22 protein-coding genes and 1 tRNA gene are annotated in these 25,437 nt (G+C 62.5%); 10 read left to right on the plus strand and 13 right to left on the minus strand.

The annotated features are described in order from the left end of the window. The first annotated feature begins 46 nt into the window (after positions 1 to 46). Together P0Y64_13530 and P0Y64_13535 are read left to right on the plus strand one after the other, a co-directional pair. Positions 47 to 1,621 (plus strand): AMP-binding protein, encoded by a 1,575-nt coding sequence (locus P0Y64_13530; protein ID WEK42405.1) that lies wholly within the window; start codon positions 47 to 49, stop codon positions 1,619 to 1,621. A gap of 365 nt (positions 1,622 to 1,986) precedes the next feature. Beyond that, positions 1,987 to 2,463: a MarR family winged helix-turn-helix transcriptional regulator gene (locus P0Y64_13535; protein WEK42406.1), complete on the plus strand. Its 477-nt coding sequence runs from the start codon at positions 1,987 to 1,989 to the stop codon at positions 2,461 to 2,463. 50 nt (positions 2,464 to 2,513) lie between these two features. On the opposite strand, the gene P0Y64_13540 is transcribed toward P0Y64_13535, so the two are convergent. Together P0Y64_13540 and P0Y64_13545 are read right to left on the minus strand one after the other, a co-directional pair. After that, entirely contained in the window at positions 2,514 to 2,798 is a 285-nt protein-coding gene (locus tag P0Y64_13540; GenBank protein ID WEK42407.1) for a hypothetical protein, read from the minus strand. A 116-nt stretch (positions 2,799 to 2,914) separates the two neighbouring features. Beyond that, positions 2,915 to 3,787, minus strand: a complete 873-nt coding sequence (locus tag P0Y64_13545; GenBank protein ID WEK42408.1) for an alpha/beta hydrolase — start codon at positions 3,785 to 3,787, stop codon at positions 2,915 to 2,917. Positions 3,788 to 3,997: 210 nt separating this feature from the next. Between P0Y64_13545 and P0Y64_13550 the strand changes: the two genes are divergently transcribed. Then, positions 3,998 to 4,609 carry a hypothetical protein gene (locus tag P0Y64_13550; protein ID WEK42409.1) on the plus strand — a complete coding sequence of 204 codons (612 nt, stop codon included), beginning with the start codon at positions 3,998 to 4,000 and terminating at the stop codon, positions 4,607 to 4,609. Between the two features lie 2 nt (positions 4,610 to 4,611). Here P0Y64_13550 and P0Y64_13555 read toward each other — a convergent pair whose 3' ends face one another. Genes P0Y64_13555 through P0Y64_13565 form a run of 3 tightly spaced genes read right to left on the minus strand, consistent with a single transcriptional unit; the run spans position 4,612 to position 7,559 of the window. Then, positions 4,612 to 5,484: an NAD(P)-dependent oxidoreductase gene (locus tag P0Y64_13555; GenBank protein ID WEK42410.1), complete on the minus strand. Its 873-nt coding sequence runs from the start codon at positions 5,482 to 5,484 to the stop codon at positions 4,612 to 4,614. A gap of 8 nt (positions 5,485 to 5,492) precedes the next feature. Beyond that, positions 5,493 to 6,512, minus strand: a complete 1,020-nt coding sequence (locus tag P0Y64_13560; protein WEK42411.1) for an aldo/keto reductase — start codon at positions 6,510 to 6,512, stop codon at positions 5,493 to 5,495. A 6-nt stretch (positions 6,513 to 6,518) separates the two neighbouring features. Continuing rightward, positions 6,519 to 7,559: an aldo/keto reductase gene (locus tag P0Y64_13565; GenBank protein WEK42412.1), complete on the minus strand. Its 1,041-nt coding sequence runs from the start codon at positions 7,557 to 7,559 to the stop codon at positions 6,519 to 6,521. Positions 7,560 to 7,647: 88 nt separating this feature from the next. Here P0Y64_13565 and P0Y64_13570 point away from each other — a divergent pair, with 88 nt between their 5' ends. Continuing rightward, positions 7,648 to 8,589 (plus strand): 2-hydroxyacid dehydrogenase, encoded by a 942-nt coding sequence (locus P0Y64_13570; GenBank protein WEK42413.1) that lies wholly within the window; start codon positions 7,648 to 7,650, stop codon positions 8,587 to 8,589. Positions 8,590 to 8,593: 4 nt separating this feature from the next. On the opposite strand, the gene P0Y64_13575 is transcribed toward P0Y64_13570, so the two are convergent. After that, complete coding sequence (locus P0Y64_13575) at positions 8,594 to 9,550, minus strand: LysR family transcriptional regulator (GenBank protein WEK42414.1); 957 nt, start codon at positions 9,548 to 9,550, stop codon at positions 8,594 to 8,596. A gap of 106 nt (positions 9,551 to 9,656) precedes the next feature. Here P0Y64_13575 and P0Y64_13580 point away from each other — a divergent pair, with 106 nt between their 5' ends. The 5 genes from P0Y64_13580 to P0Y64_13600 all read left to right on the plus strand — a co-directional run bounded on the left by P0Y64_13580 (position 9,657) and on the right by P0Y64_13600 (position 17,067). Further along, the gene (locus P0Y64_13580; protein WEK42415.1) at positions 9,657 to 11,861 is read left to right on the plus strand and encodes a TonB-dependent receptor; all 2,205 of its coding nucleotides are present in this window, start codon (positions 9,657 to 9,659) and stop codon (positions 11,859 to 11,861) included. A gap of 142 nt (positions 11,862 to 12,003) precedes the next feature. Continuing rightward, positions 12,004 to 13,281, plus strand: a complete 1,278-nt coding sequence (locus P0Y64_13585; protein WEK42416.1) for an MFS transporter — start codon at positions 12,004 to 12,006, stop codon at positions 13,279 to 13,281. Between the two features lie 3 nt (positions 13,282 to 13,284). Continuing rightward, positions 13,285 to 14,502 carry a CoA transferase gene (locus P0Y64_13590; protein ID WEK42417.1) on the plus strand — a complete coding sequence of 406 codons (1,218 nt, stop codon included), beginning with the start codon at positions 13,285 to 13,287 and terminating at the stop codon, positions 14,500 to 14,502. Between the two features lie 47 nt (positions 14,503 to 14,549). Then, positions 14,550 to 15,344 (plus strand): enoyl-CoA hydratase/isomerase family protein, encoded by a 795-nt coding sequence (locus P0Y64_13595; protein ID WEK42418.1) that lies wholly within the window; start codon positions 14,550 to 14,552, stop codon positions 15,342 to 15,344. A 208-nt stretch (positions 15,345 to 15,552) separates the two neighbouring features. Further along, on the plus strand, positions 15,553 to 17,067 hold the full coding sequence (locus P0Y64_13600; GenBank protein WEK42419.1) for a fatty acid--CoA ligase family protein: 1,515 nt from the start codon (positions 15,553 to 15,555) through the stop codon (positions 17,065 to 17,067). Between the two features lie 85 nt (positions 17,068 to 17,152). On the opposite strand, the gene P0Y64_13605 is transcribed toward P0Y64_13600, so the two are convergent. From P0Y64_13605 to P0Y64_13635, 7 genes are all read right to left on the minus strand, one after another. Then, positions 17,153 to 17,425, minus strand: coding sequence for a hypothetical protein (locus tag P0Y64_13605; GenBank protein WEK42420.1), 273 nt, complete (start codon positions 17,423 to 17,425; stop codon positions 17,153 to 17,155). 185 nt (positions 17,426 to 17,610) lie between these two features. Beyond that, positions 17,611 to 17,686 (minus strand) — tRNA-Lys (locus P0Y64_13610). A gap of 110 nt (positions 17,687 to 17,796) precedes the next feature. Then, the gene (gene rodA, locus P0Y64_13615; protein ID WEK42421.1) at positions 17,797 to 18,909 is read right to left on the minus strand and encodes a rod shape-determining protein RodA; all 1,113 of its coding nucleotides are present in this window, start codon (positions 18,907 to 18,909) and stop codon (positions 17,797 to 17,799) included. Then, positions 18,906 to 21,005, minus strand: coding sequence for a penicillin-binding protein 2 (gene mrdA / locus P0Y64_13620; protein WEK42422.1), 2,100 nt, complete (start codon positions 21,003 to 21,005; stop codon positions 18,906 to 18,908). The genes rodA and mrdA overlap by 4 nt, the downstream gene beginning before the upstream one ends. After that, positions 21,002 to 21,514, minus strand: a complete 513-nt coding sequence (locus tag P0Y64_13625) for a rod shape-determining protein MreD (protein ID WEK42423.1) — start codon at positions 21,512 to 21,514, stop codon at positions 21,002 to 21,004. Before P0Y64_13625 ends, mrdA begins: the two co-directional genes overlap by 4 nt. Beyond that, entirely contained in the window at positions 21,511 to 22,395 is an 885-nt protein-coding gene (mreC, locus tag P0Y64_13630) for a rod shape-determining protein MreC (GenBank protein WEK42424.1), read from the minus strand. The genes P0Y64_13625 and mreC overlap by 4 nt, the downstream gene beginning before the upstream one ends. A gap of 32 nt (positions 22,396 to 22,427) precedes the next feature. After that, entirely contained in the window at positions 22,428 to 23,468 is a 1,041-nt protein-coding gene (locus P0Y64_13635) for a rod shape-determining protein (GenBank protein WEK42425.1), read from the minus strand. A gap of 152 nt (positions 23,469 to 23,620) precedes the next feature. Here P0Y64_13635 and mutL point away from each other — a divergent pair, with 152 nt between their 5' ends. Further along, positions 23,621 to 25,393 (plus strand): DNA mismatch repair endonuclease MutL, encoded by a 1,773-nt coding sequence (mutL, locus tag P0Y64_13640; protein ID WEK42426.1) that lies wholly within the window; start codon positions 23,621 to 23,623, stop codon positions 25,391 to 25,393. Positions 25,394 to 25,437: the final 44 nt, after the last annotated feature.

Genomic DNA, 25,437 nt, shown 5'->3' on the forward strand with positions numbered 1-25,437 from the left:
AATTCTTCACGGTCGCGGCGATGCCTTGGTATGGGAGAGGAAAGGGATGACGACCTTGCAGGGTGCCGATCGCACATTGATTGACGCGTTTCTTGATGGCGTGTCGCGTCGACCCGATGCGGAACTGGTCGTACATTCTGCGATGCGCCCCGCGACGAGCCGGCTCGCGGATGTAGTCGCGAGCGGCATCCGGTTCGCGGCCGGGCTTCGCGCGCGAGGCGTCGGTCCGGGCGATATCGTTGCGGTGCAACTGCCCGCCTGGAGCGAGTGGCTGGTCGCATGTGTTGGCATTGCCCACATTGGTGCGGTCATGCTGCCGATCGTCTCCATCTACGGCGCGAAGGAGATCGGCTTCATCCTGCGACAGTCGGGCGCGAAGCTGCTCGTCACGCCGGATCGCTGGCGCGATGCTGAATATGGTGACGTGTTGGCGGCTTGCGGTGAACTGCCCGGGCTATCGAGCCATGTCGTGATCGGCGACAATGTGCCGGTCGGGGCGATCGGCTGGGACGATATGCTCGCGCATGACGACGGCGCGCCTCCAACCGCGGGCGATCCCGACGATCTGGCGATGCTGGTTTATACGTCGGGCACGACCGCGGATCCGAAGGGCGTATGTCATTCCAGCCGCACGTTACTCTCCGAGCTGGCAGCGGTGTCCCACGCGCGGCGTCGGATCGTCGAGACTAATTTTTCGCCCTGGCCTCCGGGGCATGTCGCGGGTGCGTGCACCATGATGCGCTATTTGGCGCAGGGTAAAAAGCTGGTCCTGATGGATCAATGGGATGCTGCGGACGCGGCCATGCTGATCGAACGGCATCAGATCAGTGCATCGTCTTTCACACCGTTCCACTTGAACGGAATATTGGATGCGGCTGATCGCGACGGCCGAGACCTTTCGAGCCTTGCAAGCTGTCTGGTTGGCGCGGCACCGGTTCCGCCTACGCTGATCGAACGCTGTGCTACGCGGGGGTTGGCCACGTTCCGCTGCTATGGTTCCAGCGAACATCCAACCGTCACCACTGGTGATCCGGACGACGCAATGGCGAAGCGCCTCACGACTGAGGGGCGGCTGATGATCGGCTCCGAAATGCGCTTTGTCGATGACGAGGGAAGCGAAGTGCCAGCCGGGGTGGACGGAGAGATCGTTACCCGCGGGCCCGAATTGTTCACGGGCTATTTCGATACGCAACTGAACGCCGCCGCCATGCTGCCGGGCGGTTGGTATCGCACCGGGGATATCGGGCATCTCGATGCCGATGGCTTTCTGGTCATCTCGGATCGCAAGAAGGACATCATCATTCGTGGAGGCGAGAACATCTCGTCGCGCGAGGTAGAAGACATCCTGCTCGCCGATCCCGCGATCGCAGATGCGGCTGTGGTCGCTTTTCCCGACGAACGGATGGGGGAGATCGTCTGCGCCTATGTGGTCGCGCGCGTCGATGCCGATGTGACGCTCGCAAGCGTGCGCTCGTTCTTCGCAGCATCGGGGGTGGCGAAGCAGAAGACTCCAGAGCGGATTGTATGCGTCGGCGAACTGCCACGTAACAATATGGGTAAGGTGCTAAAGCACGAGCTGCGAGCCCGGGCGCGCAGCGAGGCTCGAGAGATCACGGTTTAGTCTTATTCGATTGCGGGTGTCGATCGCCGATCGTCGCGCCGCCACACAGCCGAATTCAGGGCTGTTTGAAGACTATTACGGCGTTCGCGGGTGAGCTGGAAAATGGATTGCGCGCGCCGAACGGGTGTTCACAATGCCCGGTGATCGGCGGGCGCCATCGTGTCGAGCGCGCGCGACCAGATCATGCCGCGCATATTCTAAGTTTGGATCGCGTTTGCTCCACGCGGATCCCATGGCTGGCCATCGAGCCCTTCCTTCCTCTATGATCGCCTTTTTATCATGGTGTTGGCGAAGGCATCGGTTGCAAGATGCCTGGCCATATTTGGTAGGTGGAAGAGATATTGCGACCGATACGAGGAGAGCCGATGAAGAAGGGCGCTTCTATCAGCTATCGGATTAGCGTCATCGGGCGGCTCCAGCGAACCCGGTTCGATGCGCGCGCGCGCAGCTTGGGAATCACGCGGGCGCAGTGGCGCGCTATCTACGCGATCAGCGGTAATGAAGGCGCGTCACAGCGCCGGATTTCCGAACTGATCAAGGTGGGCGACGTGACTGCAGGCCGATTGATCGATCGGCTGGTCGATAAGGGCTGGGTCGAGCGTCGAGCCGATGTAGCGGATCGTCGCACACATCGCCTGTATCTTACCCCATTGGCCGGGCCGGTGCTTGCCAAGCTCGCCGAGCTCGGCGCGGACGAAGACATGCTCGCGCTCGACGGGGTAGATCCCGCAGCGTTGGAGGTCGCGCTTGCCGTACTCGATCGCGTGATTGCCAATATCGAGTCTGCACCAACTGTGGTGGAAATCGATCCTGTCGGCGAACGGGTTGCCTGCGATGCTTGATAATGAAAGGCGTTCGTTCAGCCCGGCGCGCCGCGCCGGGCTGAGTGCGCTTAATGGAGCTTGGAAATTTCCGCCTTGGTCAGTGACGTCGTGACGCCGTCCTGCGACGCAACGATCTTGTCAGCGGGAATGGTCACGAATTTCGCATTGAAGATGATCTGAACGGAGCCGTCGGCGTTGACGCGATCGATCGTGCCGAGACGGGTTGCGTTCGCATCGCGCAGCGTCGCACCGCGCTTCGGTGCAACCGTCGTGGCTGGAGTGGCGTCGAGGGTAGCGGCGGCAAGCGGGGTTGCCACGAATACGGCGGCGGAAAGTGCTATTACAAGGCGCATTGAGAGCTCCATCTAATACGGATAGCGTGATCTAAAGTAATCTTACGCAAGCTTAGTATAAGCTTGCGTATTTCTGTCAAGTGAAATGCCGCGCCGCAGCATTGATGTCCCGACGCTCACAGAAAAGCCTGTAAATCCGCCAGAAACCTGTTGAACTGATCATGGTGCAGCCAGTGACCCGCATGGTCATAGGCAATAATCCGGGCCGATTTGAAATAGGCGGCGCGACCGTCTTTGGCCGGATTTGAGGCCCAGCTGTCATTGCCGTAAGCGAGTAACGTTGGGCATTCGATCCGCCCCCATAGCGCATGGAGTTCTTCGTCGGACACATCGAGGGGCGGCGAGGAGCGAAGGTAATTGTCGAATTTCCAGCTAAAGGTGCCGTCCTCGTTGCGGTTGACGCCATGAACCGTCAGATGCCGCGCCTGCTCCTCTGAAAGATGGCGGTTCTCGGATAGCATCCGGGCCAGTGCGTCCTCGATCGAGGCGTAGCGGCGTGAGGTTCGCGCGCTCATGCCGCGCCTTTCCTCGATCCAGCCGCGCCAGCGATCGGCGAAGGCGATGGCGTTGCGCTCGCCAATGCTGTCGGGCGACAGGCCCAGCCCCTCGATCGCGACGAGCTTTCGCACGCGTTCGGGGTATAGCCCTGCGTATCGCAATGAGATTGCGCCGCCGAGCGAGTGCGCCACGATCGTGACCGGCGCTGCGCTCTGCTGATGAATGAGCTGTGCCAGATCGCAGATATAATAGGGCATCGTATAAGCGCCGTCGGGCGACCAGGCGCTGTCGCCGTGCCCGCGAAGATCAGGGCAGATGATGTGCCAATCACGCCGGAGCGCGCGCGCGATCCAATCCCAGCTACGCGCATGATCCCGCCCGCCGTGAACGAGGATCAACACCGGCGCGTTCGGATTGCCCCAATCGAGGTAGTTGAGCTTCAGGCGCTGGGACACGAAGCTATGTGAGGTTGGGCCGATATCGTCGTTCATGCGGTCCTCCATGATTGTCGCATTTGCGTGCGCCCCTTGTCGCCCGACGCGAGCAAGCCGTTACCAGAGCGTATCGACAATACGCAAACTTATATATCTATGTCATATAAGTAATATATATGAGAAGCTCGTTTGAGAGTGCGAATCACCCCGGATCGAGCGTGGCGCGGTGGGTGAGGGGATCACATAATAACGCTTCGATCGGCGACGTTGGGTTCGTGTTCGGTTGCTTTCGCGGCTATTGTCTGCCCGCCAGCGCAGGCCCAGGGTGTTCCAGGACGGCCGCAACCCGTCCCGGTTATATCTTCGGCCCAGACCGGGCTTGCTCTTGCAATGTTCGGCTTCATAGTCGGCGGCCTTTCGTTGCCGATTACCGGTGCGATAGTTGATCGCTGGTTTGATCGTGGCATCCTTGATGCGCATATTCGTTTCTATGTCTATGGAACCATCGCGCTGACCTTAGCTGGCGCTGGTTGCTTCTTGATGCCCAACGCGACCTTGTTTTTCGTCCTTTCTGCGATCGCGACGGTCCCGCTCGGCATGGCGGCGATTGCGGCTGGCGCGATACAGGTCGTGGCTCCGCCGATATTGAGAGGGCGGATGTCGGCGATCTACTTGCTGTTTACGGGGCTATTCGCGCTAACGGTGGGGCCAGGGATCGTGGGGCTGTTCACCGATTTTGTGTTCAGGGATGACGGGCGGATCAATTTGTCGCTCGCGGCGAGCGCGTTGACGCTCGGCCCGATCGCGATGGTCGCGTTCATCCTCGGCCTTGCCCGCATGCGTCGCGCGGTGGAGGTAATGCGGGCGCGCGGCGAATAAGTTCAGGTTGGTGTGCCTCGCCAGCTGAAACAGGATCTGTAACCGATTACCGCGTACGCCCTGGCCGACGACAAGAGCGAGATATCGCCGTCCAGTTCGCCCCTGATGGCGCTTTCCGGGAAATGGGTCGCGGCCAGCTCGGCGCTCGGATGGCCGGTGATATTATCGCTTGCCGCAACGATCATCCGCTCATGACCGGCGAAGTTCGCCTCCACCGCGAGCCGGCACGCTTCGCCCGCGTCACGAGCATCGACATAACCCCAGAGGTTGAACTTGCGGAAATGCGGGTTGGCCGCGGCGCTGGGCTGTTGGGCGTAGTCGGCGGCATCGAACACGTTAGAGAAACGCAGTGAGACGATTGAGAGTTCGGGGTGCCACCGGGGCATCTGGTCGGCCATTTGTTCCCCGAGGAATTTTGCCATTGCATAGGACCAATTGGGCAGATCGGGGTGCGTCTCGTCGATCGGCAGGAAAACCGGGGGCGTGTTGAAGGGTAACCCGAGGATCGTCTCGCTCGATCCCCATACGATCCGTTTGATGCCGAGCCGCGCGCAGGCGGAGAAGACATTGTAGGTCGAGATGGTGTTGACGTTGAAGGTGTGTGCATCGTCCGCGAGGCCGGGGGCGGGAATGCCGGCAAGGTGGACGACCGCGTCCGGCAATTGCGGTAACCGAGCCATGCCGAACATCGTATCGATGCCCGAAAGGGCGCCCACCACTGCGCCGAAATCAGTGCAGTCGACCGCAGCGGTGCGCACCCCGTCGATCGTCGCGGCGCGCAGGTCGAGACCGATGACGCGATGTCCTGCCGCCTTTAGTGCGCGTATCGCTTCGCGACCGATCTTCCCCGCACTGCCGGTAACGACGACGCGCATCGGGGCACTCACGATCGCACCGAAACGCGGCCATTGAAGCGCGACGGGAAGCTTACGCCGGTAACCCCGTGCGGCACATAGGGCGCTTCGAGCGCCGCGATCTCATCGGTACTTAATCGCAAGTCCAGCGCGGCGATCGCGTCGGCAAGTTGCGCGGGTTTCGATGCGCCGACGATCGGCGCCGTGATTTCGGGCTTGGCGAGCAACCACGCGAGCGCGATCTGCGCCGGCGGTACGCCGCGTTCGGTGGCAATATTCAGCACCGCGTCGACAATGGCCGCGTCCTGCTGCGCGGTGCGTGCGTAGATCGCCTTGCCGAACTGGTCGGTTTCCGATCGAGCGGTCGTGGAGTCGGGCGCTCGCGTCAGTTTGCCGCGTGCGAGTGGACTCCACGGGATCACGCCGACGCCCAGGTCGGCGCACAGCGGCAGCATCTCGCGTTCTTCCTCGCGATAGATCAGATTGACCTGTGGTTGCATCGACACGAACCGTGTCCATCCATGCGCGCTCGCGGTATATTGCATCTTGGAGAATTGCCACGCCGCCATTGATGAGGCGCCGATGTAGCGCGCCTTGCCCGCCTTCACGATATCGTGAAGCGCTTCCATCGTTTCCTCGACCGGCGTGTCGGGGTCGAAGCGGTGGATTTGATAGAGGTCGATATAGTCGGTGCCGAGCCGTTTCAGGCTGTCGTCCACTGCCTGCAGCAACGCCTTGCGGGACAGGCCCCCCGTGTTAGGGGCATTGCGCCACGGAACCCACGCCTTGGTGGCGATCACAACTTCGTCGCGTTGCGCGAAATCTTTGAGCGCGCGGCCAGTGATTTCTTCCGACGTGCCGCCCGAATAGGCGTTTGCCGTATCGAAGAAGTTGATCCCAGCCTCCAGCGCCTGACGAAAGAACGGACGGCTCGTTTCCTCATCGAGCGTCCATTGGTGCTGGCCGGCCTGTGCGATGCCATAAGTCATGCACCCTAGGCACAGGCGCGATACGCGAAGGCCGGTTCGTCCGAGCGAAGTATAATGCATCAGACTTCAATCCTTATAACGCGGGAAAATTTGCGGGTTGCGCTCCAGCGTGAACAGGCGGTGGTGCGAATTGGGGTAGCGCATCGCCGTCTGGCTCGCCTTGTCGAGTCTTTCGACTTCCTCAGCCGACAGCGACCAGGTCGCGGCGGCGAGATTGTCCGCCAGTTGCTCGTCGCTGCGCGCGCCGATCAGCACGGTCGAGACGCCGGGCCGGGCGAGCAACCAGTTGAGGGCAACCTGACTTGGCGACGCGCCGGGATGATCGGCCGCTATCTCAAACAGCGTATCGAGCACCGTCGCGCCGCGCGGCGTATCGTAGAGTTTCAGGCCGTTGTTGAGGGCCAGCCGTTGCGCGATATCAGCGCCATCGCGACGGAACTTGCCCGAGAGGAAACCTTGCGCGAGCGGGCTCCAGATCAGTGCGCCGATCCGCTGGTCGACGCCGCACGGGAGCAGTTCATCCTCGGCATCGCGAACCATCAGCGAATATTGAATCTGCTGGCTGATAAAGCATTCGGTACCAAGCCGTTCGGCGGTGGCCGTCGCCTTCATCAGCTGCCAGCCGGCATAATTGGAGCAGCCGATATAACGCACCTTGCCGGCCGTCACGAGATGGTCGAGCGCGCGTAGCGTCTCCTCGATCGGCACCAGCGCGTCGAAGCTGTGGACCTGATAGAGATCAATCCAATCCGTGCCGAGCCGTTTCAGGCTGGCGTCGCACGCGTCGATCAGGTGGCGGCGCGACAGGCCGGTATCGTGCGCCGCGCGGCCCATCCGGCTGAACGCTTTGGTGGCGACGACCAGGTTCTTCCTCTTAGCCCCCAGAGCCTCGCCGAGTATCTCTTCGGAACGACCGGCGGCATAAATGTCGGCGGTGTCGAACAAGGTTACGCCGGCATCGATGCACATATCGACTTGCCGCCGGGCATCTTCACCCTGCGTCGTGCCTACGCCGGCGAACCTGCCCTGGCCGTCACTGAAGGTCATCGTGCCGAAGCCGAAGACCGAAACCTCGAGGCCGCTCCTGCCGAGAAAACGCGTTTCCATCATTCTCCGCTCCTTGCTAGTCTTCCATGATATATAACTACGTCATCGACGTGACCGGCCGTTTCGTCAACAGAACAGAGGAGCAATCATGATCCGTCCCAGGCTGCTTGTCATGAACGAAGCGATCGAGGATCTGGTGCGGCCCCCGGAGGCGGAATTTGATATCGTCCGGTTGGAAGGAGTAAGGGACCGCGACGCCTTCCTCCGTCAGCATGGCGCGGGAATTGCCGCCGCGTTGACGTCAGGCATGGAGCGTTTCGATCAGGCGCGCCTCGACCTGCTCCCCGATCTTCGGCTGATCGCGGCGATCGCGGCGGGCGTATCCGGCGTCGATCTCGATGCGGCGGCGAGGCGCGGCGTTGCGGTCACCAATGCCGGAGATCTCAACGCGGGGGATGTCGCCGATTTCGCGGTGACGCTGATGCTGGCGCACGCGCGTGAAGTGGTCGCCAACGACCGCTGGGTACGCGAGGATCGCTGGCCGGAAGGGCGCCGTCGTCCGGCGCGCTCGATTGCTACACATAAGGTCGGCATCGTGGGGCTTGGTCATATCGGTCAGGCTATCGCCACCCGACTTGCGCCGTTTGGCTGTGAGATCGCGTGGTGGGGGCCGCGACCCAAGCCCGATCTATCATGGCCCCGGTTCGATTCGATTGATGAACTTGCTGCATGGGCGACCATTCTGATCGTGGCGGCGCGGGGAGATGCCGGTACGCGACGGCTTGTGAGCAAAAAGGTGATCGAGGCGCTCGGTTCCGATGGGGTGATCGTCAACGTGTCACGTGGCTTCGTGATCGACGAGCCGGCGATGATAGCCGCGCTGAAAGACGGCCGCCTCGGTGGCGCGGCGCTGGACGTGTTTGAACATGAGCCGATCAGGGGCTCGGAATGGGCAGACGTGCCCAATGTATTGATGGCGCCGCACGTTGCCGGGGTTACGCACGAGGCGTTTGCGGCGGTGTTTGCCGGGGCGCTCGACAATATTCGGCGACATTTTGCCGGACAGCCGCTGTTGCGTCGGGTGGTATGAGCGGTCAGGTGACAGCTTCGTTCAGTCCGAGCGCCACGTAATTCTGGATGGCTTCCGCGAAGCGTCTGGCGACGTCGCGCCGGCGCCCCTTCTCGAAATAGACGACGAGATCGGTGAGCAGCATATTGTCGGTGATCGGCAGCACGACGGAGTTGCCGCGCTCGTGGCGCGCGCGCTGGCTGGGATACCATTGCAGATGCGGGAGGCCGCGCACCTGAGCGAATTGCTCGATCGCCCGACGATCAGCCTCGGGCGCGGAGATCAATTCGACGCCGCGTCGCGTGAGTTCCGTGGTGATCACGTTCAGGATTTCGGCGTCCTGTCGCCCGGGTGAAATCGCCAACTGGCGCCCGCACAGATCGCTGTATGTTATCGCATCGCGGGAGGCGAGGGGGTGGCCGGGCGGAAAAGCGACGTGGCACCGACGCCGCTCGATACAGATGAAGTCGAGATCGGATCGAGTCTGCCCGGGGAGCGCCAGCGCGATCACCGCATCGAGACCGCCAATGCTCAACCGGTGATAGAGATCCTGCCGCGTACCGTGATGGACGTCGACCTGTGTCGTCGGATTGAGCGCAAGGAAATGCTCCACCAGCCTAAGCCGCTCTTCGACTAGAAAATTGTAGCCGCCGAGCAGCAGCGTCGAACCGCGCTGGCTACGGATGAGGGCGGCGGCGCGGTGTGCCTCGTCGTGCATCTCCAGCAGCCGATGGGCATATGGCATGAACAATTCGCCTTCGACCGAAAGGCGGACCCGGCGTGAGGTGCGTTCGAGGAGGTGCAGGGAAAGCTGATCCTCCAGTCGCTTCACCTTCTGCGAGACGGCGGATTGCGCAAGATCAAGCCGCCGTGCGGCGGCGGAAAAGGAGCGCTCTTCGGCGACGGTGACAAAGCTTTTAACCTCGGACGGATCAATCATCGCGGCTCTCCCGGCGACCGATCTAGCACGTTTCGTGATCAATTGAGCGGCTATTCGAAGATGATCGTGCGCGCTGACTATGGAATTTGAGCCTTCACCGGAGAGGTCGCCTGCCGACCTGAGACAAGCCGGATGAAGGAGAGGAAAAATGAGAATTCCAACGGTGTCCGCGTGTCGCCTCGCGATCGTCGCGATCCTGCTGGGGGGAACCTCGACCCAGGCGATCGCGCAGCAGGTGGTAGCCCCTGAGCCCGAGGCGAGCGGGCCGGCCGGCCAACCGGACACCGGCGACATTGTCGTCACCGCGCAACGTCGTGAAGAACGACTCCAGAGCGTACCGATCTCAATCTCCGCATTCAGCGGCAAGACGCTGGAAAGTTCGGGCATCCAGTCGAGCAAGGAACTGGCGCAAATCGTTCCCGGCTTCAATTTTGCCCAGTCCTCGTTTTCGCCTCAGCCGACGATTCGCGGCATCGGTACCCGGGGCGTGGGCGCTGGGGATGAATCGGTGGTGCCGGTTTATATTGATGGCGTTTACCAGCCGTTTCTGGCGTCGTCGGTAATGGAGCTGAACAATATCGACCGCATCGAGGTGTTGCGTGGGCCGCAGGGGGCGCTTCTCGGGCGCAATAGCACTGGCGGCGCGATCAACATCATCACTTCCACGCCCAGCGCAACGGAAGCGTTCAAAGCATCGGCCAGTTACGGCAGCTATGACGAAGTGGTCCTAAAGGGCTATGCCACGGGCGGTAACGACGTAGTCGCCGCCGATCTCGCCGCGCTTTACAAGGATGATAACGGCTACCTGCGCAACCTGCAGGGCGGCCCCAATCGTGGCGATGTGAACAGCTTGTCGCTGCGCGGCAAAGTGCGCCTGACACCGGCGGACAACCTGGAGATGACGCTGTCGCTGGCGCACAATGCGACCCGCGACACGCTGGCCACGTCCGCGCAACCACTTAACGGAAATACCGTCGCGCGAGTGCGGAATCCAAACGTCTTGCTTCCTTCTGGTCCGTTTGAAGCATCGACCAACGGCGGTGATTCACGCTTCCGCCAAAACAGCGGTTCGCTCACCATCGTATATCATGGCGGGGCGGTGGACGTCACATCGATCACCGGGATCGATCGATCCAAACTCAATATCTATTCAGACAATGATGCGACATTCCAGCCGGTTTCGATCCAGTCCGTGGGCTATTACTCACGATCGATAACACAGGAGCTTTACGCGACCGGGCATAGCGGCAAACTCGACTGGATTGTCGGCGGCACCTATTTCAACGCTACCGCCGGTAATAACCCCTCGCAAGTCATCACCACCAGCGCGGCCGGTGTCGTCACTATTCCGACGAATATTCAGTCTGTTGTGAAAACGGATTCAGTCGCGGTTTATGCGCAGGGAACGTACCACCTGACGGATCGACTGCTGGTTACGGTCGGTGGCCGCTATACCGATGAAGTACGTTCGATCGGCATCACCAACCTGAACCTTCCGGTCGGGAATGAGAAATTCGGTCGCCGGCGCTATACGCAGTTCACGCCAAGCGGCACGATCCAGTATAAGTTCGATGACGATACCAACATATACGCCAAGGCAGGTCAGGGGTTTAAATCGGGCATATTCAATGCTTCGACCTATCCGTCGGGAACTGCGCAACCAACCCCGGTCAATCCCGAAATCGTCACGCAATATGAGATCGGCACCAAATTCCGCCCGCTGCCGTGGCTGCGTGGCACCTTGTCGGCCTTCTATACCGACTACAACGATTTGCAGGTCAACGTTCGCAACCCGGTAACGCTGGCGTCCGATCTTCAGAATGCCGGTTCCGCCGAACTCTATGGTGGCGAAGCCGAGCTGTTCGCAAACCCGATGGCGGGTTTGAACCTGCGTTTCGGCCTGTCGCTGCTTCACGCCAAATACACCAAATATGAAAACGCTCAGGTGACGACCCCCACGCTGTCTCCAACTGGAGTTCCGGTAGGTGGTAATTCGACTATTTTCATCGATGCCACCGGCAATAACATCATCCGCACGCCGTTCGTGACGGTTAGCGGGGGCTTCGACTACGGGTTTGATCTCGGGGAGAGCCGGATCACCATCGCGGGCAATGCCTATTACAGCGGCAAGCAATATTGGGAGGCGAGCAATCGCGTCGTCCAGCCCGGCTACACGCTGATCAATGGCGAACTCGGCTGGCAATCGCCCGATCGGCATTTCCGCGCCTCGGTCTGGGTGCAAAATCTCCTTAATGCCGAACATCAGCTCTATATTCTCTCGTCGCCCTCCGGTGACACGCAAGTGTTCGCCCGGCCGCGTTCGGTGGGCGTGAAGCTGGGCGTGGAATTCTGATCCGGGCCAAGCGGGTTCGGGGTCGGCAAAGTGTCGACTCCGGGATTCAAGGGGGTTGCGTGCCATCATGCTGACGTCAACGAACAGGCTAACCTCATCCCGGCAGCGAGGCGCCACGCGCGGGTATCTGGAGGGCGGTGCGATGGTCGCGCTGTTCCTGGGCTTTTACGTGGTTGCCTTCATCGATCGGCAGGTCATCAACATGATGGTCAAGCCGATTCAGGCGCAAATGGGCTTCAGCGAGCTTCAGATGAGCTGGCTAATGGGGCCGTCCTTCGGGTTGTTCTTCGCATTGTGCGGGCTGCTGATGGGCGGGCTGATTGATCGCTTCTCGCGCCGCTGGCTGACGACCGGAGCGGTGATCATCTGGGGTATGGCGACATGCCTATGCGGATTGGCCGGCACCTTTCCGATCCTGCTGCTCGGCCGGATGGGCGTCGGCGTTGGGGAATCCGCGCTCACGCCGGCTGCGCATTCGCTGATTACCGAGCAATTCCCGCGCGAACGCCTTTCGACCGCGCTGGCCACCTATTCGCTGGGGTCCGTGATCGGTACCGGCATCGCCACCATATTGGGGGGGCAGCTCGTTCACCTGATCGCGGAAGGCAATCCAGCGGTCGTGCCGGTGATCGGCACGGTGCAGCCGTGGCAGATGGTGTTTCTGGCGGTGGGTATCCCGACCGTACTTCTCGCGCCGTTGGCGTTGCTCGTGAAGGAGCGGGTCGATCGTCGCCAGAAGAGCGCGGAAGCGCCGGGGGCGGGCATGTCGATGGCTGCTTTCTTTGCCTTTTGCCTGAAAAATCCGCGGCTGTTCTTCGGTCTGCCGATCGCCTTCGGGATGCTCAACATCATTACCAATTCGCTGCTTTCATGGGTCCCCACCTTCATGCAGCGTACTTACGGCTGGAACATCGCCGATATCGGGCTGGCCTGGGGAACCGAACATATTCTCGCGGGTGCGCTCGGGCAGATCGGCGGCGCGATGCTGGTCGATCGACTCTATGCGCGCGGCATGGCGGACGCGCATGTCCGGTATCAGTGGGTGGGCGTGCTGATCGGCGTGCCGGCGACCATCATCGGGCTGCTGTCTGGTAACCCCTGGATATTCCTTGGCACGATGGCGATCTATTCGGTGCTCTGCTATCCATTCCTCGGCTACGCAGTCGCCGCGTTGCAGCTTCACACGCCACCACATCTGCGCGGGCGCATGTCGGCATGGTTCTACGCCGTCATCACCGTCATCGGGTCGCTGATCGGCGCGCCGATCACTGCCTTCATCACGCAATCGATATTCGTCGACAAGGCCAAGATCGGGCTGTCGATGGTCACGGTGATGGCGATCTTCGCGCCACTCGTCGTGTTGATGCTGATGTGGGTTGGTAAAAATCTGCGCGCGATGCACGCTTCCAAGGGACAATAAAGCATGACGTTTCCTAAGCCGTTGGCGGGTATCCGCGTGGTCGATCTCGGCCGTACCTTCGCCGCGCCATTCTGCACCCAGATGCTTGCTGATCTGGGAGCCGAGGTCATCAAGCTCGAACGCAAGACGCGCGGCGACGAGATGCGTCACTACGGCCCCCCGTTCATCAAGGATGCCGATGGCGCGGAATTGCCGCTGTCGAGCTATTTCATCGGCGCCAATCGCGGCAAGAAGTCGGTCGAGGTTGATCTGTCAAAGCCCGGAGCGCAGCAGATCGTTCGCGATCTTGCGGCGATCAGCCATGTCATGGTCGAGAATTTCAAGGTCGGCGATCTTGCGCGCTATGGCCTGGACTACTCCGCGATCCGAAAGGGCGCGCCAGACATTATCTACTGCTCGATCACCGGCTTTGGGCAGACCGGGCCATATGCCAGCCGCCCAGGCACCGACAGCGTGTTTCAGGCGATGAGCGGGATGATGAGCATTACCGGCGAGCCGGATCAGCCGCCGACCAAGATCGGGCTGATCATCAGCGATCTCATTACCGGGCTATATGCCGCGAACGCGATACAGGCCGCGATCCGCGTGCGCGAGCAGGGCGGCCCGGGCCAGCATATCGACATGGCGCTGCTTGACGTGGCGGTCGCCACCATGTCGCACCGCGCCATCGACTATCTGATGACTGGGGAAATTCCGCGTCGGCTGGGTACGTCCGCCTCGGGATCGGCGCCCGCGCAGACTTTCACCTGCAAGGACGGCATGATCAACATTCAGGCCAGTGCGGAGGACAAATTCCGCATCTTCTGCGGCGTGATCGATCGCCTAGATCTGATGGCGGACCCGCGTTTCCAGACCCGCGCCGATCGCTTCATCCATGTCGTCGATCTGGAGCGCGAGATCACGCGGACACTTGCCGAGTGGAAGCTGACCGATCTCTACGAGACACTGGTTGCCGCAAATATCATCTGCTCGCCAATCTACACCGTCGACCAATGCTTTACCGATCCCCAGGTGATCAGCCGCGATCTGGCGCGAACCGTTGCCGACAGCGCGGGCGTGATGATGCCAATGATCGCCAATCCGATCCGCTTCTCGGAAACGCCGATACAAGACATCGCGCCGCCGCCCCGGCTGGGCGAGAACAGCGACGATGTGTTGCGCGGGTTGCTTGGATATTCCGAGGAAACGGTAGCGGCGCTCCGAGGCGAGGGAGCGATTTGAGCGAAGCGCGATTGGTCTGATCTATAGCTAACTCTTCAGGATCGCTGATGATGAAATATGAGGACATCGCTGTCGGGCGCGCCGGACGGATCGGGACGCTGACGCTCAATCGTCCGGAAAAAGGCAATACTCTCAGACCGCAGACGCTCGCGGAAATTTGCGCCGGGTTGGACGAATTGACCGCTGATCCCGACGTTGGTGTCATCGTGCTGGACGCAGCGGGCAAACATTTCTGCGCGGGTGCCGATTTCAGTTTTCTCGACGATCTGACGCAAATGCCTGCGAGCGATATCAAGGCACAGATTTATAAGCATTTCCAAGGGGCTGCGAAGCGCCTTTATCAATGCCCCAAGCCGACGCTCGCGCTGGTCCAGGGCGCGGCCGTTACGGTCGGATGCGAACTGGCGCTGGCCTGCGATTTTCGCATTGTCGCGGAGAATGCTTTCTTTCAGGAGAGCTGGATCAAACTCGGCATCATGCCACCGCTTGGCGGCCTGTTCCTGTTGCCGCGTCTGGTGGGATTGGGCCGCGCCGCGCAGATGGTGCTGCTTGGACAGGCAGTGAAGGCCGAGGAGGCCGGGCGGATCGGGCTGGCCGGCGAAATAGTCGCGGTCGACACGCTTGCCGATCGAGGGTCTGCTTTCGCGAAGGATCTGGCCGCGATCGCGCCGCTTGCTTACGCATCAGTCAAGGAGGGGCTGCATCGGGGCCTTGAAACCTCGATGGAAGCCGAATGGTCATCCAACCTGCTCAATCAGGCGATTTTGCTCGGCACGGAGGATTTCAAGGAAGGATTGGCGGCGGTGAAGGGGAAGCGGCCGCCAGTGTTCGCCGGGCGCTAACGATGACGCCCTTTCGCCGGTCGTCATCCAGTCCTGGATCTCCACGCTTGCCCCGCGCTCATCCAGACGATGATCTGACCGAATGACTGTTGTTGCACTTGGTAATATAAGTGTGTCAGATTACCCGCGCGAGATGTGTTGAAGGTTCGGCCGCTGTCGTCATCGACGGATCGCGCGCCATCCCTGAGGGCTGGAGGTATCCGTTGTAATGGCACTTATCACCGAAAAACTTCGTACGATCATGGCGCTCGATCCGCAGCGGGCCGAGATCGATTTCGAGCGGCGGGATTATAGCTGGGGCGAGCTATCGCGAGCAGTGGATGCGATCGAGGCCGCGTTCGATAGCATGGGACTTTCATCCGAAGCCTGCGTCGGCACACTGCTGCGCAATCGCCCAGGACATATTGCGGCGATACTCGCGATCCTCTCGACGGACCGGTGTCTGGTCACACTCAATCCGCTTCTGCCTGATGCAAAGCTTTTTGATGATCTGCGCGGGCTGGACCTGCCGGTCATCGTCGCGGACGAGGAGGATATTGCGCGCGCCGGCTTCCTGGAAGCAGCCGCCGTCGCCGGCAGCGCGGTGGTCGCGATCGGCGGGCGGCTCGAAGGCGTACGAGTGCTTGATGATCACATCCGGCCGCGAACACCTATCCGCACCGCGCCGGGAATAGCGATTGAAATGCTGACAAGCGGTACGACAGGTGCGCCGAAACGCGTACCGCTAAGCCGCGCGGCCTTCGACGCGAGCTTCGCAGGTTTCACGAGCTACGAGCGCGGGCGTTCATTTGAGGATCGGCCACAATTGCGATCGGGCGTTGTGATGGTCACCAACCCCTTGACGCATATCGGCGGCATCTACGGTTGTATCGGTGCGCTGATGGCAGGGCGCCGGATCGCGCTGCTCGAGAAATTCACCGTCGACGAGTGGGTCGATGCCGTACGCCGAAACCGGCCGAAGGTGGCGCCTGCGGTGCCCTCAGCCGTTCGGATGTTGCTTGAAGCGAATGTCGATCCAGCGGCTCTTGCCAGTCTCTCCGCCATGATTAGCGGTACTGCGCCGCTCCCACCGGAACTGGTGGACACGTTCTATGAGAAATACGGCGTGCCGATCCTTGGCAATTACGGCGCGACCGAATTCGCCGGTGCGGTCGCGGGCTGGACGATTGACGATTTTCGCGCGCATTGGCGCGACAAGCGTGGCTCGGTTGGCCGTGTGCATGGCAACGTCGTCGCTCGAATAGTGGATATCGAAACCGGCATCGAACTGCCGCCTGGCGCGGAGGGACTGCTCGAATTGCAGGGCGAGCAACTCGGTCCGGTCTATGCAGCGGGCGGTGATCGCTGGTTGCGGACCACCGATCGGGCGATGCTGGATGGCGATGGTTTCCTCTATATCCGCGGCCGGGCCGACAACGCGATCATTCGCGGCGGCTTCAAGGTCCATCCCGACGATGTCGCGGCGGTGCTGAACCAGCACCCAGCGGTTCGCGAGGCCGCGGTGGTGGGTGTGCCGGACGAAAGGCTTGGCGCTGTACCTGCGGCAGCAGTGATCCTGAAGGAAGATGCGGCGGAGCCGGACGCGGCCTTGTTCAGAAACTGGCTCCGGGAAAGACTGATCCCTTATCAGGTTCCGGTTTATATCCAGTTCGTCGACGATTTCCCGCGCACGCCGTCGATGAAGCCCTCAACTCCCGGCCTCCAGGCGCTCTTCCGCGCCTGATTGGTCGGCGAACTGGCAAGCGATCACGAGATGAGGATTTTTGTTATCGGCTGCGCCGGACTGATCGGGCGGCCATGGGACGCTGCTATTCACCGTTGAACCAAGATGTAGCTACGATGAAACGTTCGGCATGTGTCGGAGAGGCGAACGGGCCGACGAGGCTACCGCCATGCCGCTCTTTGAACACAGTATCCTCAATCCAATCGCTTTCGAGGAGGCAAGTTTCGCCGCGGTCGAATTCACGTATCTCAGCAGCGCGCTTGCCATCGCTGCTGTAGAGCGTGGACGTCACACGATACATGGCTCCATCGAGTGACTTGTGCCCTGTTCGCTTGAACAGCCGATTCCACCACGCCATCTCAGCGCCCCGCTTCTCAGACAGGCTATTTCCAGTCTTAAGGAAGGTGGAGCAATTGGCAATGCGCTGAACCCTAGCGGGGCGGGCGCGGCTTGAGGGGCTGGAAATACTCTAGGAAGCAAATCGTAAGCAGCTTTTGAAGCTGGCCCCGTTCGGGGTAAATTACTGTATTTGCTGTGAAAATATGGTGGACGCACTTGGGCTCGAACCAAGGACCCGCTGATTAAGAGTCAGCTGCTCTACCAACTGAGCTATGCGTCCATTCCGGCGGCGGGGGCGGCGTTGCGGCTGCCTTCCGATCGGGAAGCGCGCGGTTAGCAGGAGTAACCGAATGTGCAAACCCTTTTTTCGCTCAACCGCGCGATTTTTGTTCACCAGCCCGATTTTCGCCGGCTTTCGCGATCGATCGACATCAGGATGCCGAGCGACAGCAGCACCGTCATCTGCGCCGAGCCGCCGAAGCTGACCAGCGGCAGCGGGATGCCGACTACGGGGGCGAGCCCCATCACCATCATCAGGTTGATCGCGACATAGAAGAAGATCGTCGTCGACAGCCCGGCGGCGGTGAGTTTGGCGAAGCGCGATTTGGCGCGCACGCCGACGTTCACGCCCCAGCGGATCACCATCAGATAGGCGGCGATGATGAAGATGCCGCCAGCCAGCCCCCATTCCTCCGCCATGGTGGCGAACACGAAATCGGTCTGCCCCTCCGGGAGATAGTCCAGGTGGCTCTGCGTGCCGTTCAGGAAGCCCTTGCCGAACATCCCGCCCGACCCGATCGCGATCTTCGACTGGGTGATGTGATAGCCGGTGCGCAGCGGGTCGCTTTCGGGATCGAGGAAGATCAGCACGCGATTGCGCTGATAATCATGGAGCACGAAGTTGAAGGCGAGGGGCGCCGCGATCGCCAGCGCGAGCGCCCCGCCGACGAACAGCCGCAACGGAACACCAGCGAGGAACATCACCGTCACGCCGCCGGCGGAGATCATCAGCGCGGTGCCGAGATCGGGTTGCAGCATCACCAGCGCGGCCGGGATGCCGATCAGCACGCACGGCGGCCAGATCGCCCCGAAACGCCGCGTCTCCGACGGGGGCAGCATCTCATAGAAGCGCGCGCAGGCGAGGACGATCGCCGGCTTCATCAGCTCCGAAGGTTGCAGGCGGATAAAGCCGAGATCGAGCCAGCGCTGGCTTCCCCCGCGCACGGCGCCAAGCAATTCCACCGCGAGCAGCAGCACAACCAGCACGATATAGGCGGGGAAGGCGGCGCGTCGCCATACATTCTCACGAACCGCGCTGACGCCGATCGCTGCGAGAAGGAAAACGAAGAAACGCACGCCTTGCGGCAGCGCCCATGGACGCAGGCTGCCTCCGGCCGCCGAAAACAGCACGACCAGCCCGAAAGAGCCGATCGCGGCGACCAGCAGGAGGATCCGCCACGGCAGCCGCGCGAGGGGCGCGGGAATGACCGAATTGAGCATCATTGATTGGGCGTGCCCGGTTCGGGCGAGCCGGTGGTGCCCGCCACGCCGCCGGTATTGGCGATATCGCCCGGCGTCGCATCGGCATTGGCGTTGCTCGCGCTGGTAACCGCTTCGACCGCCGGGGCGTCAGTGGGGGCGGGGGCGTCGGTTTCGGTCGCCATCCCTTCCTCATTCGCCTGCGCATTGGCTGCGGCGCGATACGCGGCTGACTCGGCCGCCATACGGGTGCGGATATCGCCGCCCCATGTCGGCTCCACCTCTGCCAGCGATTTCATCGCGCGATCGCGATCGAACAGGTAGGTCATGATATCCCGGCCGATCATCGGGGTGTCGAGATTGCGCACGGTATGGCCGTTATGCTCCAGCACGATCGCGGCAGCATAGCGCGGGTTTTCGATCGGCGCGAAGCACACGAACAATGCGTGATCCCTGAGCTTGAACGGCAGCTGCCCATTTTTCAGCACGCCGGTGCGCCGTTCGGCCATGGTGATGCGACGCACCTGCGCGGTGCCGGTTTTTCCGGCGATCTGGATGCCGGGCAATAACAGCCGCGCCGCGCCGCCCGTGCCGCCGCCGTTCACCACGCGCCACATCGCGTCGCGGACGGTTTGCAGGTTTTCCGGCTTCACCGGCAATGCCGCGGGATTGCGCGATACATGATCCGCCAGCAGGCTTGGCTCCACCATCCGCCCGGATGCGATCCGCGCCGACATCACCGCGAGCTGCAGCGGGTTCACCAGCACATAACCCTGACCGATCGAGGCGTTGAGCGAATCCGCGACCGTCCAGCTGCTTTTGTATTTCCGCAGCTTCCATGCGCTGTCGGGCACAGTGCCGTAACGTTGCGTTGACAGCGGCAGATCGAATTTCTGCCCGAGGCCGAGCATGCGCGCGATCGGGGCGACGTGATCGTAGCCAAGCCGGCGTATCATCTCATAGAAATAGATGTCGCAGCTCGCCGCGATCGCGCCGCTGAGATCGAGCGCGCCGTGGCCGCCGCGCTTGTGGCAGTGGAACACGCCGGTGCCCACCTTCAACGCGCCCGTGCAAACCACGCGATCATGCGCGCTCACCCCGGCTTCCAGCAGCGCGAGGCCGTTCATCGGCTTGACGGTCGATCCCGGTGGATAAAGCCCCTGCGTGACCTTGTTCATCAGCGGAACGTGATCGTTGGCGCTCAACATCTGCCATTCGAGATGGCTGATCCCGGCCGAAAAACTGTTGGGATCATATGCCGGCATGGATGCCATCGCCAGCATCTCGCCGGTATGGCAATCGAACACCACCGCCGAGCCGGAGTTGGTGCCCAGCCGCCGCGCGGCATATTCCTGCAACCCGGCGTCGATCGTCAGCTTTTGCGTCTTGCCGGGAATATCGGGCCGGGTGGCCAGCTCCGCGACCAGCTTGCCGCGCGCCGTCACTTCGACGCGCTTGGCGCCGGGGGAGCCGCGAAGTTCCTTCTCCAGCGTCTTTTCCAGCCCGTCCTTGCCGAGCTTGAAACCGGGCGTGACGAGCAGTTGCTCCCGTGTTTTCTTGAACTGTTCGGCGGTGGCGGTGCCGACATAGCCGGTGAGATGCGCGACCGCCGCGCCGGCCGGATAATTTCGCGCGAAGCCGCGTGTCGGCGCGACGCCGGGCAACTCCGGCTGGCGCACCTGCACCGCCGCGAACCGTTCCCATGAGATGCCGTCGATCACCTGCACCGGCTGAAAACCGGCGGCTTTCTTGATGTCGGCACGAACGCGGAGCAAATCGTCCGGCGTCAGATCGAGCAGCTTTTGCAGTAGCGCCAGCGTGCGTTCGAGATCCTCGACGCGATCGGGGATGATATCGACGCGGAAATCGGTGCGATTGTCCGCGATCGGATGGCCGCCGCGATCGACGATCCAGCCCCGACGCGGCGGGATCATCGTGTTGTTGACGCGATTGCTTTCGGAAAGCGTGCTGTAGCGTTCGTTCTCGGCGATCGAGAGCCAGCCCATGCGGCCGATAAGCAGCGCACCGACTCCGAGCTGGGCGGAGCCGAGCAGCCAGGCGCGGCGCGAGAAGGTGTAGCCTTGCTGCGCCTCGGTTGCGATCCGGGGCGGCCGGCTCATTCGGTCGCCCGCTTGCGATCGATCCAGGCGACGATGCGCGCTGCGAGGGGGAAGGCGAGGATCGACACGATGATTTGGATCACTAGCACGCCATCGACGTGCGCGGTAAGCGGCGACGCGACGATACGGCCGCCGACCAGGCACAAAATGATCGCCGCGGCGGCAATCATCCAATCCTGCCAGAAATCGCGGAATATCGTCCGCTGATCGAACAGGTCTATCAGGAAGAAAGCGAGCGCCCACAATATCATCGCGCTGCCCATCGGTTGTCCGCTCAGCAGATCGTCAAACAGCCCGAGCAGCGGCGCGGCCCAACGCCGCAGCGCGAGAGGGGCGAGCAGCCGCCACGCGAGCAGCATCAGCAATCCGCACGGCGGCAACAGTGCCAGCGTCGCGCCGAACGGAGCGACTGTGACGAGCGAGCCGGCCATCACCGTGATCCATGGAATCGCACGCGCGCGACCGGCGGGGATGACCGGCTCGAACGGTTTGCGCGGCGCCATGCTCATCGCTTGACCTTGGCGGGTATCGGATGGGGCGGCGGGGGCGGCGGAATGAACGCTTCGCTCACCAGCGCGAAATCGAAGGTGTCGGGTCGGGCATAAGGCTGCGCGGGCGCAGCGTCGCTGCCCGCGCGAACGACACGGGCGACCAGCACGCCGGGCATATAGATGCCGCCGGTGCCGGAGGTGACGAAGCGGTCGCCCGGCCGTAACTTGGCGTCGGCGGTATTGACCGAGCGGATATCGATCATGCCATCGCCGCGCCCGGCGGCGAGCGCGGGCATTCCGTCGCTGATGCGGCGCACCGGAACGATACTGGTGGGATCGGTGAGCAGCAGCACCCGCGCGGTATTCGGTCCGGTCTCCACGATGCGGCCGAGCAGGCCGTCCGGCCCGCGCACCGGCTGCCCCTCGCGCACTCCCTGCCAGCTTCCGGCATTGAGGACGCCGAAGCGCCGCGTGCTCGACGCGCTGGAACTGACGATGCGCGCGGTGACGACCGTGCCGGGCGTGCCGTCGCGCAGTTTCAGCAGCCCGCGCAAGCGACGATTGTCGCGCACGATGATCTGCGCCTGAAGCATCGCGGCATGGGTGCGTTTCACCTCCGCGCGCAATTCCTCATTCTCGCCATGGACGCGAAAATAGCTGCCGATCGCATCGGGCACCCCGGCGACGGTGGAGAAAGCCGCCGACACGCCCGACGATACCGGCGTGGTCACCTCACGAACCGTCGCGCGCAACGCGGCGAAGGCGGTGGGGTTGAATGCCGACAGGACAAGCAACACCGCGCCCACCACCGCGCCCGCGATGGCAAGAATATAGGTCAGGAATAGCGAATATTGCGCCCGCCTTGAAAAACCCGGGCGCCGATCCCGCGACGGCGCCATCACCTATGCCTTTTTGAGAAAAAGTTCCCCGTTCAACCGCTTGTCAGTACGCCACGATACATCGGATCTTCCAGCGCACGGCCGGTGCCCAGCGCAACGCAGGTCAGCGGATCTTCCGCCACCGTGACGGGGAGACCCGTCTCGTCGCGCAGCACCTCGTCCAGCCCCTGAAGCAGCGCGCCGCCGCCGGTCAGCACGATGCCCTGATCGACGATATCGGCGGCCAGTTCCGGCGCGGTGTTTTCCAGCGCGACGCGAACGCCCTCGACGATCGTCGCGACCGGCTCGCTCAATGCCTCGGCGATCTGGCCCTGGTTGATCTGGATTTCCTTCGGCACGCCATTGACCAGATCGCGACCCTTGATGTGGATCGTCGCGCCGATGCCATCGGCTGGCGGCTTGGCGATGCCGACTTCCTGCTTGATCCGCTCGGCGGTTGCTTCGCCGATCAGCAGATTGTGATTGCGGCGGACATAGCTGACGATCGCCTCGTCCATCTTGTCCCCGCCGACGCGGACGCTGGTGGTATAAGCCAGGCCGCGCAGCGACAGCACCGCCACTTCGGTCGTGCCGCCGCCGATATCGACGATCATGCTGCCGATCGGCTCGGTCACGGGCATGTCGGCGCCGATCGCGGCGGCCATCGGTTCTTCGATCAGCCACACCTGGCTTGCGCCCGCGTTCGACGCGGCGTCACGGATCGCGCGGCGTTCCACCTTGGTCGAGCCGGAGGGGACGCAGATCACGATCTCCGGCCAGCGCATGAAGCGGCGCTGCCCGTGCACCTTATAGATGAAGCTCTTGATCATCTGTTCCGCGACATCGATGTCCGCGATCACGCCGTCCCGCAACGGACGAATCGCTTCGATATTGCCCGGCGTCTTGCCCATCATCAGCTTGGCGTCGTTGCCGACGGCCTTCACTTTCTTCTGGCCGTTGATCGTCTCGACCGCCACGACGGACGGTTCGTTGAGCACGATGCCGCGACCGCGCAGATAGACGACCGTATTTGCCGTACCCAGATCGATCGCCATGTCGTGCGACATGAACTTGAAAAATCGCGAAAAAGCCATGATGCGCTAGTTTCCGTCCCCGAGTCGCCACGCCAGATGCGCAGTACAATACGCCAACCATCCCGCGCTTGCTGCCGCAAGGCGCATTCTGCACGAATTTATCAGCGTCTTAACGGTCGCGGGATGGCGCCGCTTGGGCTAGGGGAGTGGGCGTGTCAATAAGACGTTTACCCGAGCACCTGATCAACCGCATCGCTGCCGGTGAAGTGGTGGAAAGACCAGCCAGCGCGTTGAAGGAACTGGTTGAGAACGCCATCGATGCTGGAGCGACGCGCATCGCTGTTCTGCTGGTTGCCGGTGGTGTCGAGCGGATCGAAGTAGCCGATGACGGCTGCGGCATGTCTCCGCAGGAAATGGCGCTGGCGTGCGAGCGCCACGCGACCTCCAAACTGCCCGGCGACGATATCGACGCGGTCGCGACACTCGGCTTTCGCGGCGAGGCTTTGCCCTCGATCGCCAGCGTCGCGCGGGTGACGCTGGAAAGCCGGCCGCGTGGGAGCGACGGCTGGGCGCGGACGATCGATAATGGCGTGCTGGTGCGCGAGGGCCCTGCGGCGCTGCCGCCCGGCACGCGGATCGTGGTTGAGGGGCTGTTCGCGCGCGTTCCGGCGCGGCGCAAGTTCCTGCGCTCGACGCGTGGCGAATATGCCGCCTGCCTCGATGTTATGCGCCGGCTGGCGATGGCGCGGCCAGACATCGCCTTCACCGTCGAGCATGACGGCCGCCGTGCGCTCGCTGCATTGCAGGCGGAAGATCGCCCGGCGCGCGTCGCCTTGCTCACCGATCGCGCCTTGGCCGACAATTCGGTCGCGGTCGATCTGGAGCGGGAAGGGGTGGTGCTTGGCGGCGTCGCCGGGCTGCCCACCTTTCATCGCGGCGTGGCCGATCACCAATATCTGTTCGTCAACGGCCGCCCGGTGAAAGACCGATTGCTCATTGGCGCGATTCGCGGCGCTTATGCCGAGATGATGCCGCGAGATCGGCACGCTGTGGTCGCGCTGTTCCTGGAAGTGCCGCCGGACCAGGTCGATGTGAACGTCCATCCCGCAAAGACCGAGGTGCGTTTCCGCGATCCGGCGATGATCCGCGGGATGATCGTCAGCGGCATCCGGCGCGCGCTGGACGGGGCGGGGCATCGCGTCTCGCATCGCCCCGCCGATGATGCGCTGGCGATGTGGCGCAGCGAGCCGGTCGCCGCGCCGCCGCCGGAACAACAGCAGACGATCTGGCAATCCGCGCCGCAAGCGGTGGGCGGGCTGGTCGCGGATCGCCGCCCGTCGTTCTTCGCGCCGCCTCCACAAGCGCGGGCCGAGGCGGCCTGGGCGCCGCCGCCGGAACGCGTCGATCACCCGCTCGGCGTCGCGCGCGGGCAGGTGGCCAAGACCTATATCGTCGCGGAGGCTGAGGACGGTCTGATCATCGTCGATCAACACGCCGCGCATGAGCGGCTGGTGCTCGAACGGATGCGCCGCGCGCTCGCCGACGGGCGGGTCGCATCACAGGCGTTGTTGATCCCCGAGGTCGTCGAGTTGGATGAAACCGCCTGCGACCGGCTGGAGGCGCGCGCGGCGGAATTGTCCGAACTGGGCCTCGATCTCGAACGCTTCGGCCAGCGCGCGATATTGGTGCGCGCGACGCCCGCGCTGCTCGGCAGCGGCGATCCGGCGGGGCTGATTACCGACCTCGCCGACGAACTGGCCGCGTTCGATGAAGCACTGTCGCTGCGTGAGCGGCTGGACGCGGTGGCCGGAACGATGGCGTGCCACGGCTCGGTCCGTGCGGGGCGCGTGCTATCGGTGGCGGAGATGAATGCCTTGCTCCGCGAAATGGAAGTCACGCCGCATTCCGGCCAGTGCAATCATGGGCGGCCGACCTGGGTGAAGCTGGCGCATGGCGATATCGAAAAGCTGTTCGGGCGGAAGTGAGGGGGCGAGCGCCCTAATGGCGGCTGCCAGAACCAGAGGATTAT

This window comes from Candidatus Sphingomonas colombiensis, assembly GCA_029202845.1.
GTDB lineage: Bacteria > Pseudomonadota > Alphaproteobacteria > Sphingomonadales > Sphingomonadaceae > Sphingomonas > Sphingomonas colombiensis.

What these genes read in the sequence shown, in the direction of transcription:
- P0Y64_13530 (WEK42405.1), top strand. Translation starts at nt 47, where the DNA reads ATGACGACCTTGCAGGGTGCCGATCGCACATTGATTGACGCGTTTCTT.
- P0Y64_13535 (WEK42406.1), top strand. Translation starts at nt 1,987, where the DNA reads ATGAAGAAGGGCGCTTCTATCAGCTATCGGATTAGCGTCATCGGGCGG.
- P0Y64_13540 (WEK42407.1), bottom strand. Translation starts at nt 2,798, where the DNA reads ATGCGCCTTGTAATAGCACTTTCCGCCGCCGTATTCGTGGCAACCCCG.
- P0Y64_13545 (WEK42408.1), bottom strand. Translation starts at nt 3,787, where the DNA reads ATGAACGACGATATCGGCCCAACCTCACATAGCTTCGTGTCCCAGCGC.
- P0Y64_13555 (WEK42410.1), bottom strand. Translation starts at nt 5,484, where the DNA reads ATGCGCGTCGTCGTTACCGGCAGTGCGGGGAAGATCGGTCGCGAAGCG.
- P0Y64_13560 (WEK42411.1), bottom strand. Translation starts at nt 6,512, where the DNA reads ATGCATTATACTTCGCTCGGACGAACCGGCCTTCGCGTATCGCGCCTG.
- P0Y64_13565 (WEK42412.1), bottom strand. Translation starts at nt 7,559, where the DNA reads ATGGAAACGCGTTTTCTCGGCAGGAGCGGCCTCGAGGTTTCGGTCTTC.
- P0Y64_13570 (WEK42413.1), top strand. Translation starts at nt 7,648, where the DNA reads ATGATCCGTCCCAGGCTGCTTGTCATGAACGAAGCGATCGAGGATCTG.
- P0Y64_13580 (WEK42415.1), top strand. Translation starts at nt 9,657, where the DNA reads ATGAGAATTCCAACGGTGTCCGCGTGTCGCCTCGCGATCGTCGCGATC.
- P0Y64_13585 (WEK42416.1), top strand. Translation starts at nt 12,004, where the DNA reads ATGGTCGCGCTGTTCCTGGGCTTTTACGTGGTTGCCTTCATCGATCGG.
- P0Y64_13590 (WEK42417.1), top strand. Translation starts at nt 13,285, where the DNA reads ATGACGTTTCCTAAGCCGTTGGCGGGTATCCGCGTGGTCGATCTCGGC.
- P0Y64_13595 (WEK42418.1), top strand. Translation starts at nt 14,550, where the DNA reads ATGATGAAATATGAGGACATCGCTGTCGGGCGCGCCGGACGGATCGGG.
- P0Y64_13600 (WEK42419.1), top strand. Translation starts at nt 15,553, where the DNA reads ATGGCACTTATCACCGAAAAACTTCGTACGATCATGGCGCTCGATCCG.
- P0Y64_13605 (WEK42420.1), bottom strand. Translation starts at nt 17,425, where the DNA reads ATGGCGTGGTGGAATCGGCTGTTCAAGCGAACAGGGCACAAGTCACTC.
- rodA (WEK42421.1), bottom strand. Translation starts at nt 18,909, where the DNA reads ATGATGCTCAATTCGGTCATTCCCGCGCCCCTCGCGCGGCTGCCGTGG.
- mrdA (WEK42422.1), bottom strand. Translation starts at nt 21,005, where the DNA reads ATGAGCCGGCCGCCCCGGATCGCAACCGAGGCGCAGCAAGGCTACACC.
- P0Y64_13625 (WEK42423.1), bottom strand. Translation starts at nt 21,514, where the DNA reads ATGAGCATGGCGCCGCGCAAACCGTTCGAGCCGGTCATCCCCGCCGGT.
- mreC (WEK42424.1), bottom strand. Translation starts at nt 22,395, where the DNA reads ATGGCGCCGTCGCGGGATCGGCGCCCGGGTTTTTCAAGGCGGGCGCAA.
- P0Y64_13635 (WEK42425.1), bottom strand. Translation starts at nt 23,468, where the DNA reads ATGGCTTTTTCGCGATTTTTCAAGTTCATGTCGCACGACATGGCGATC.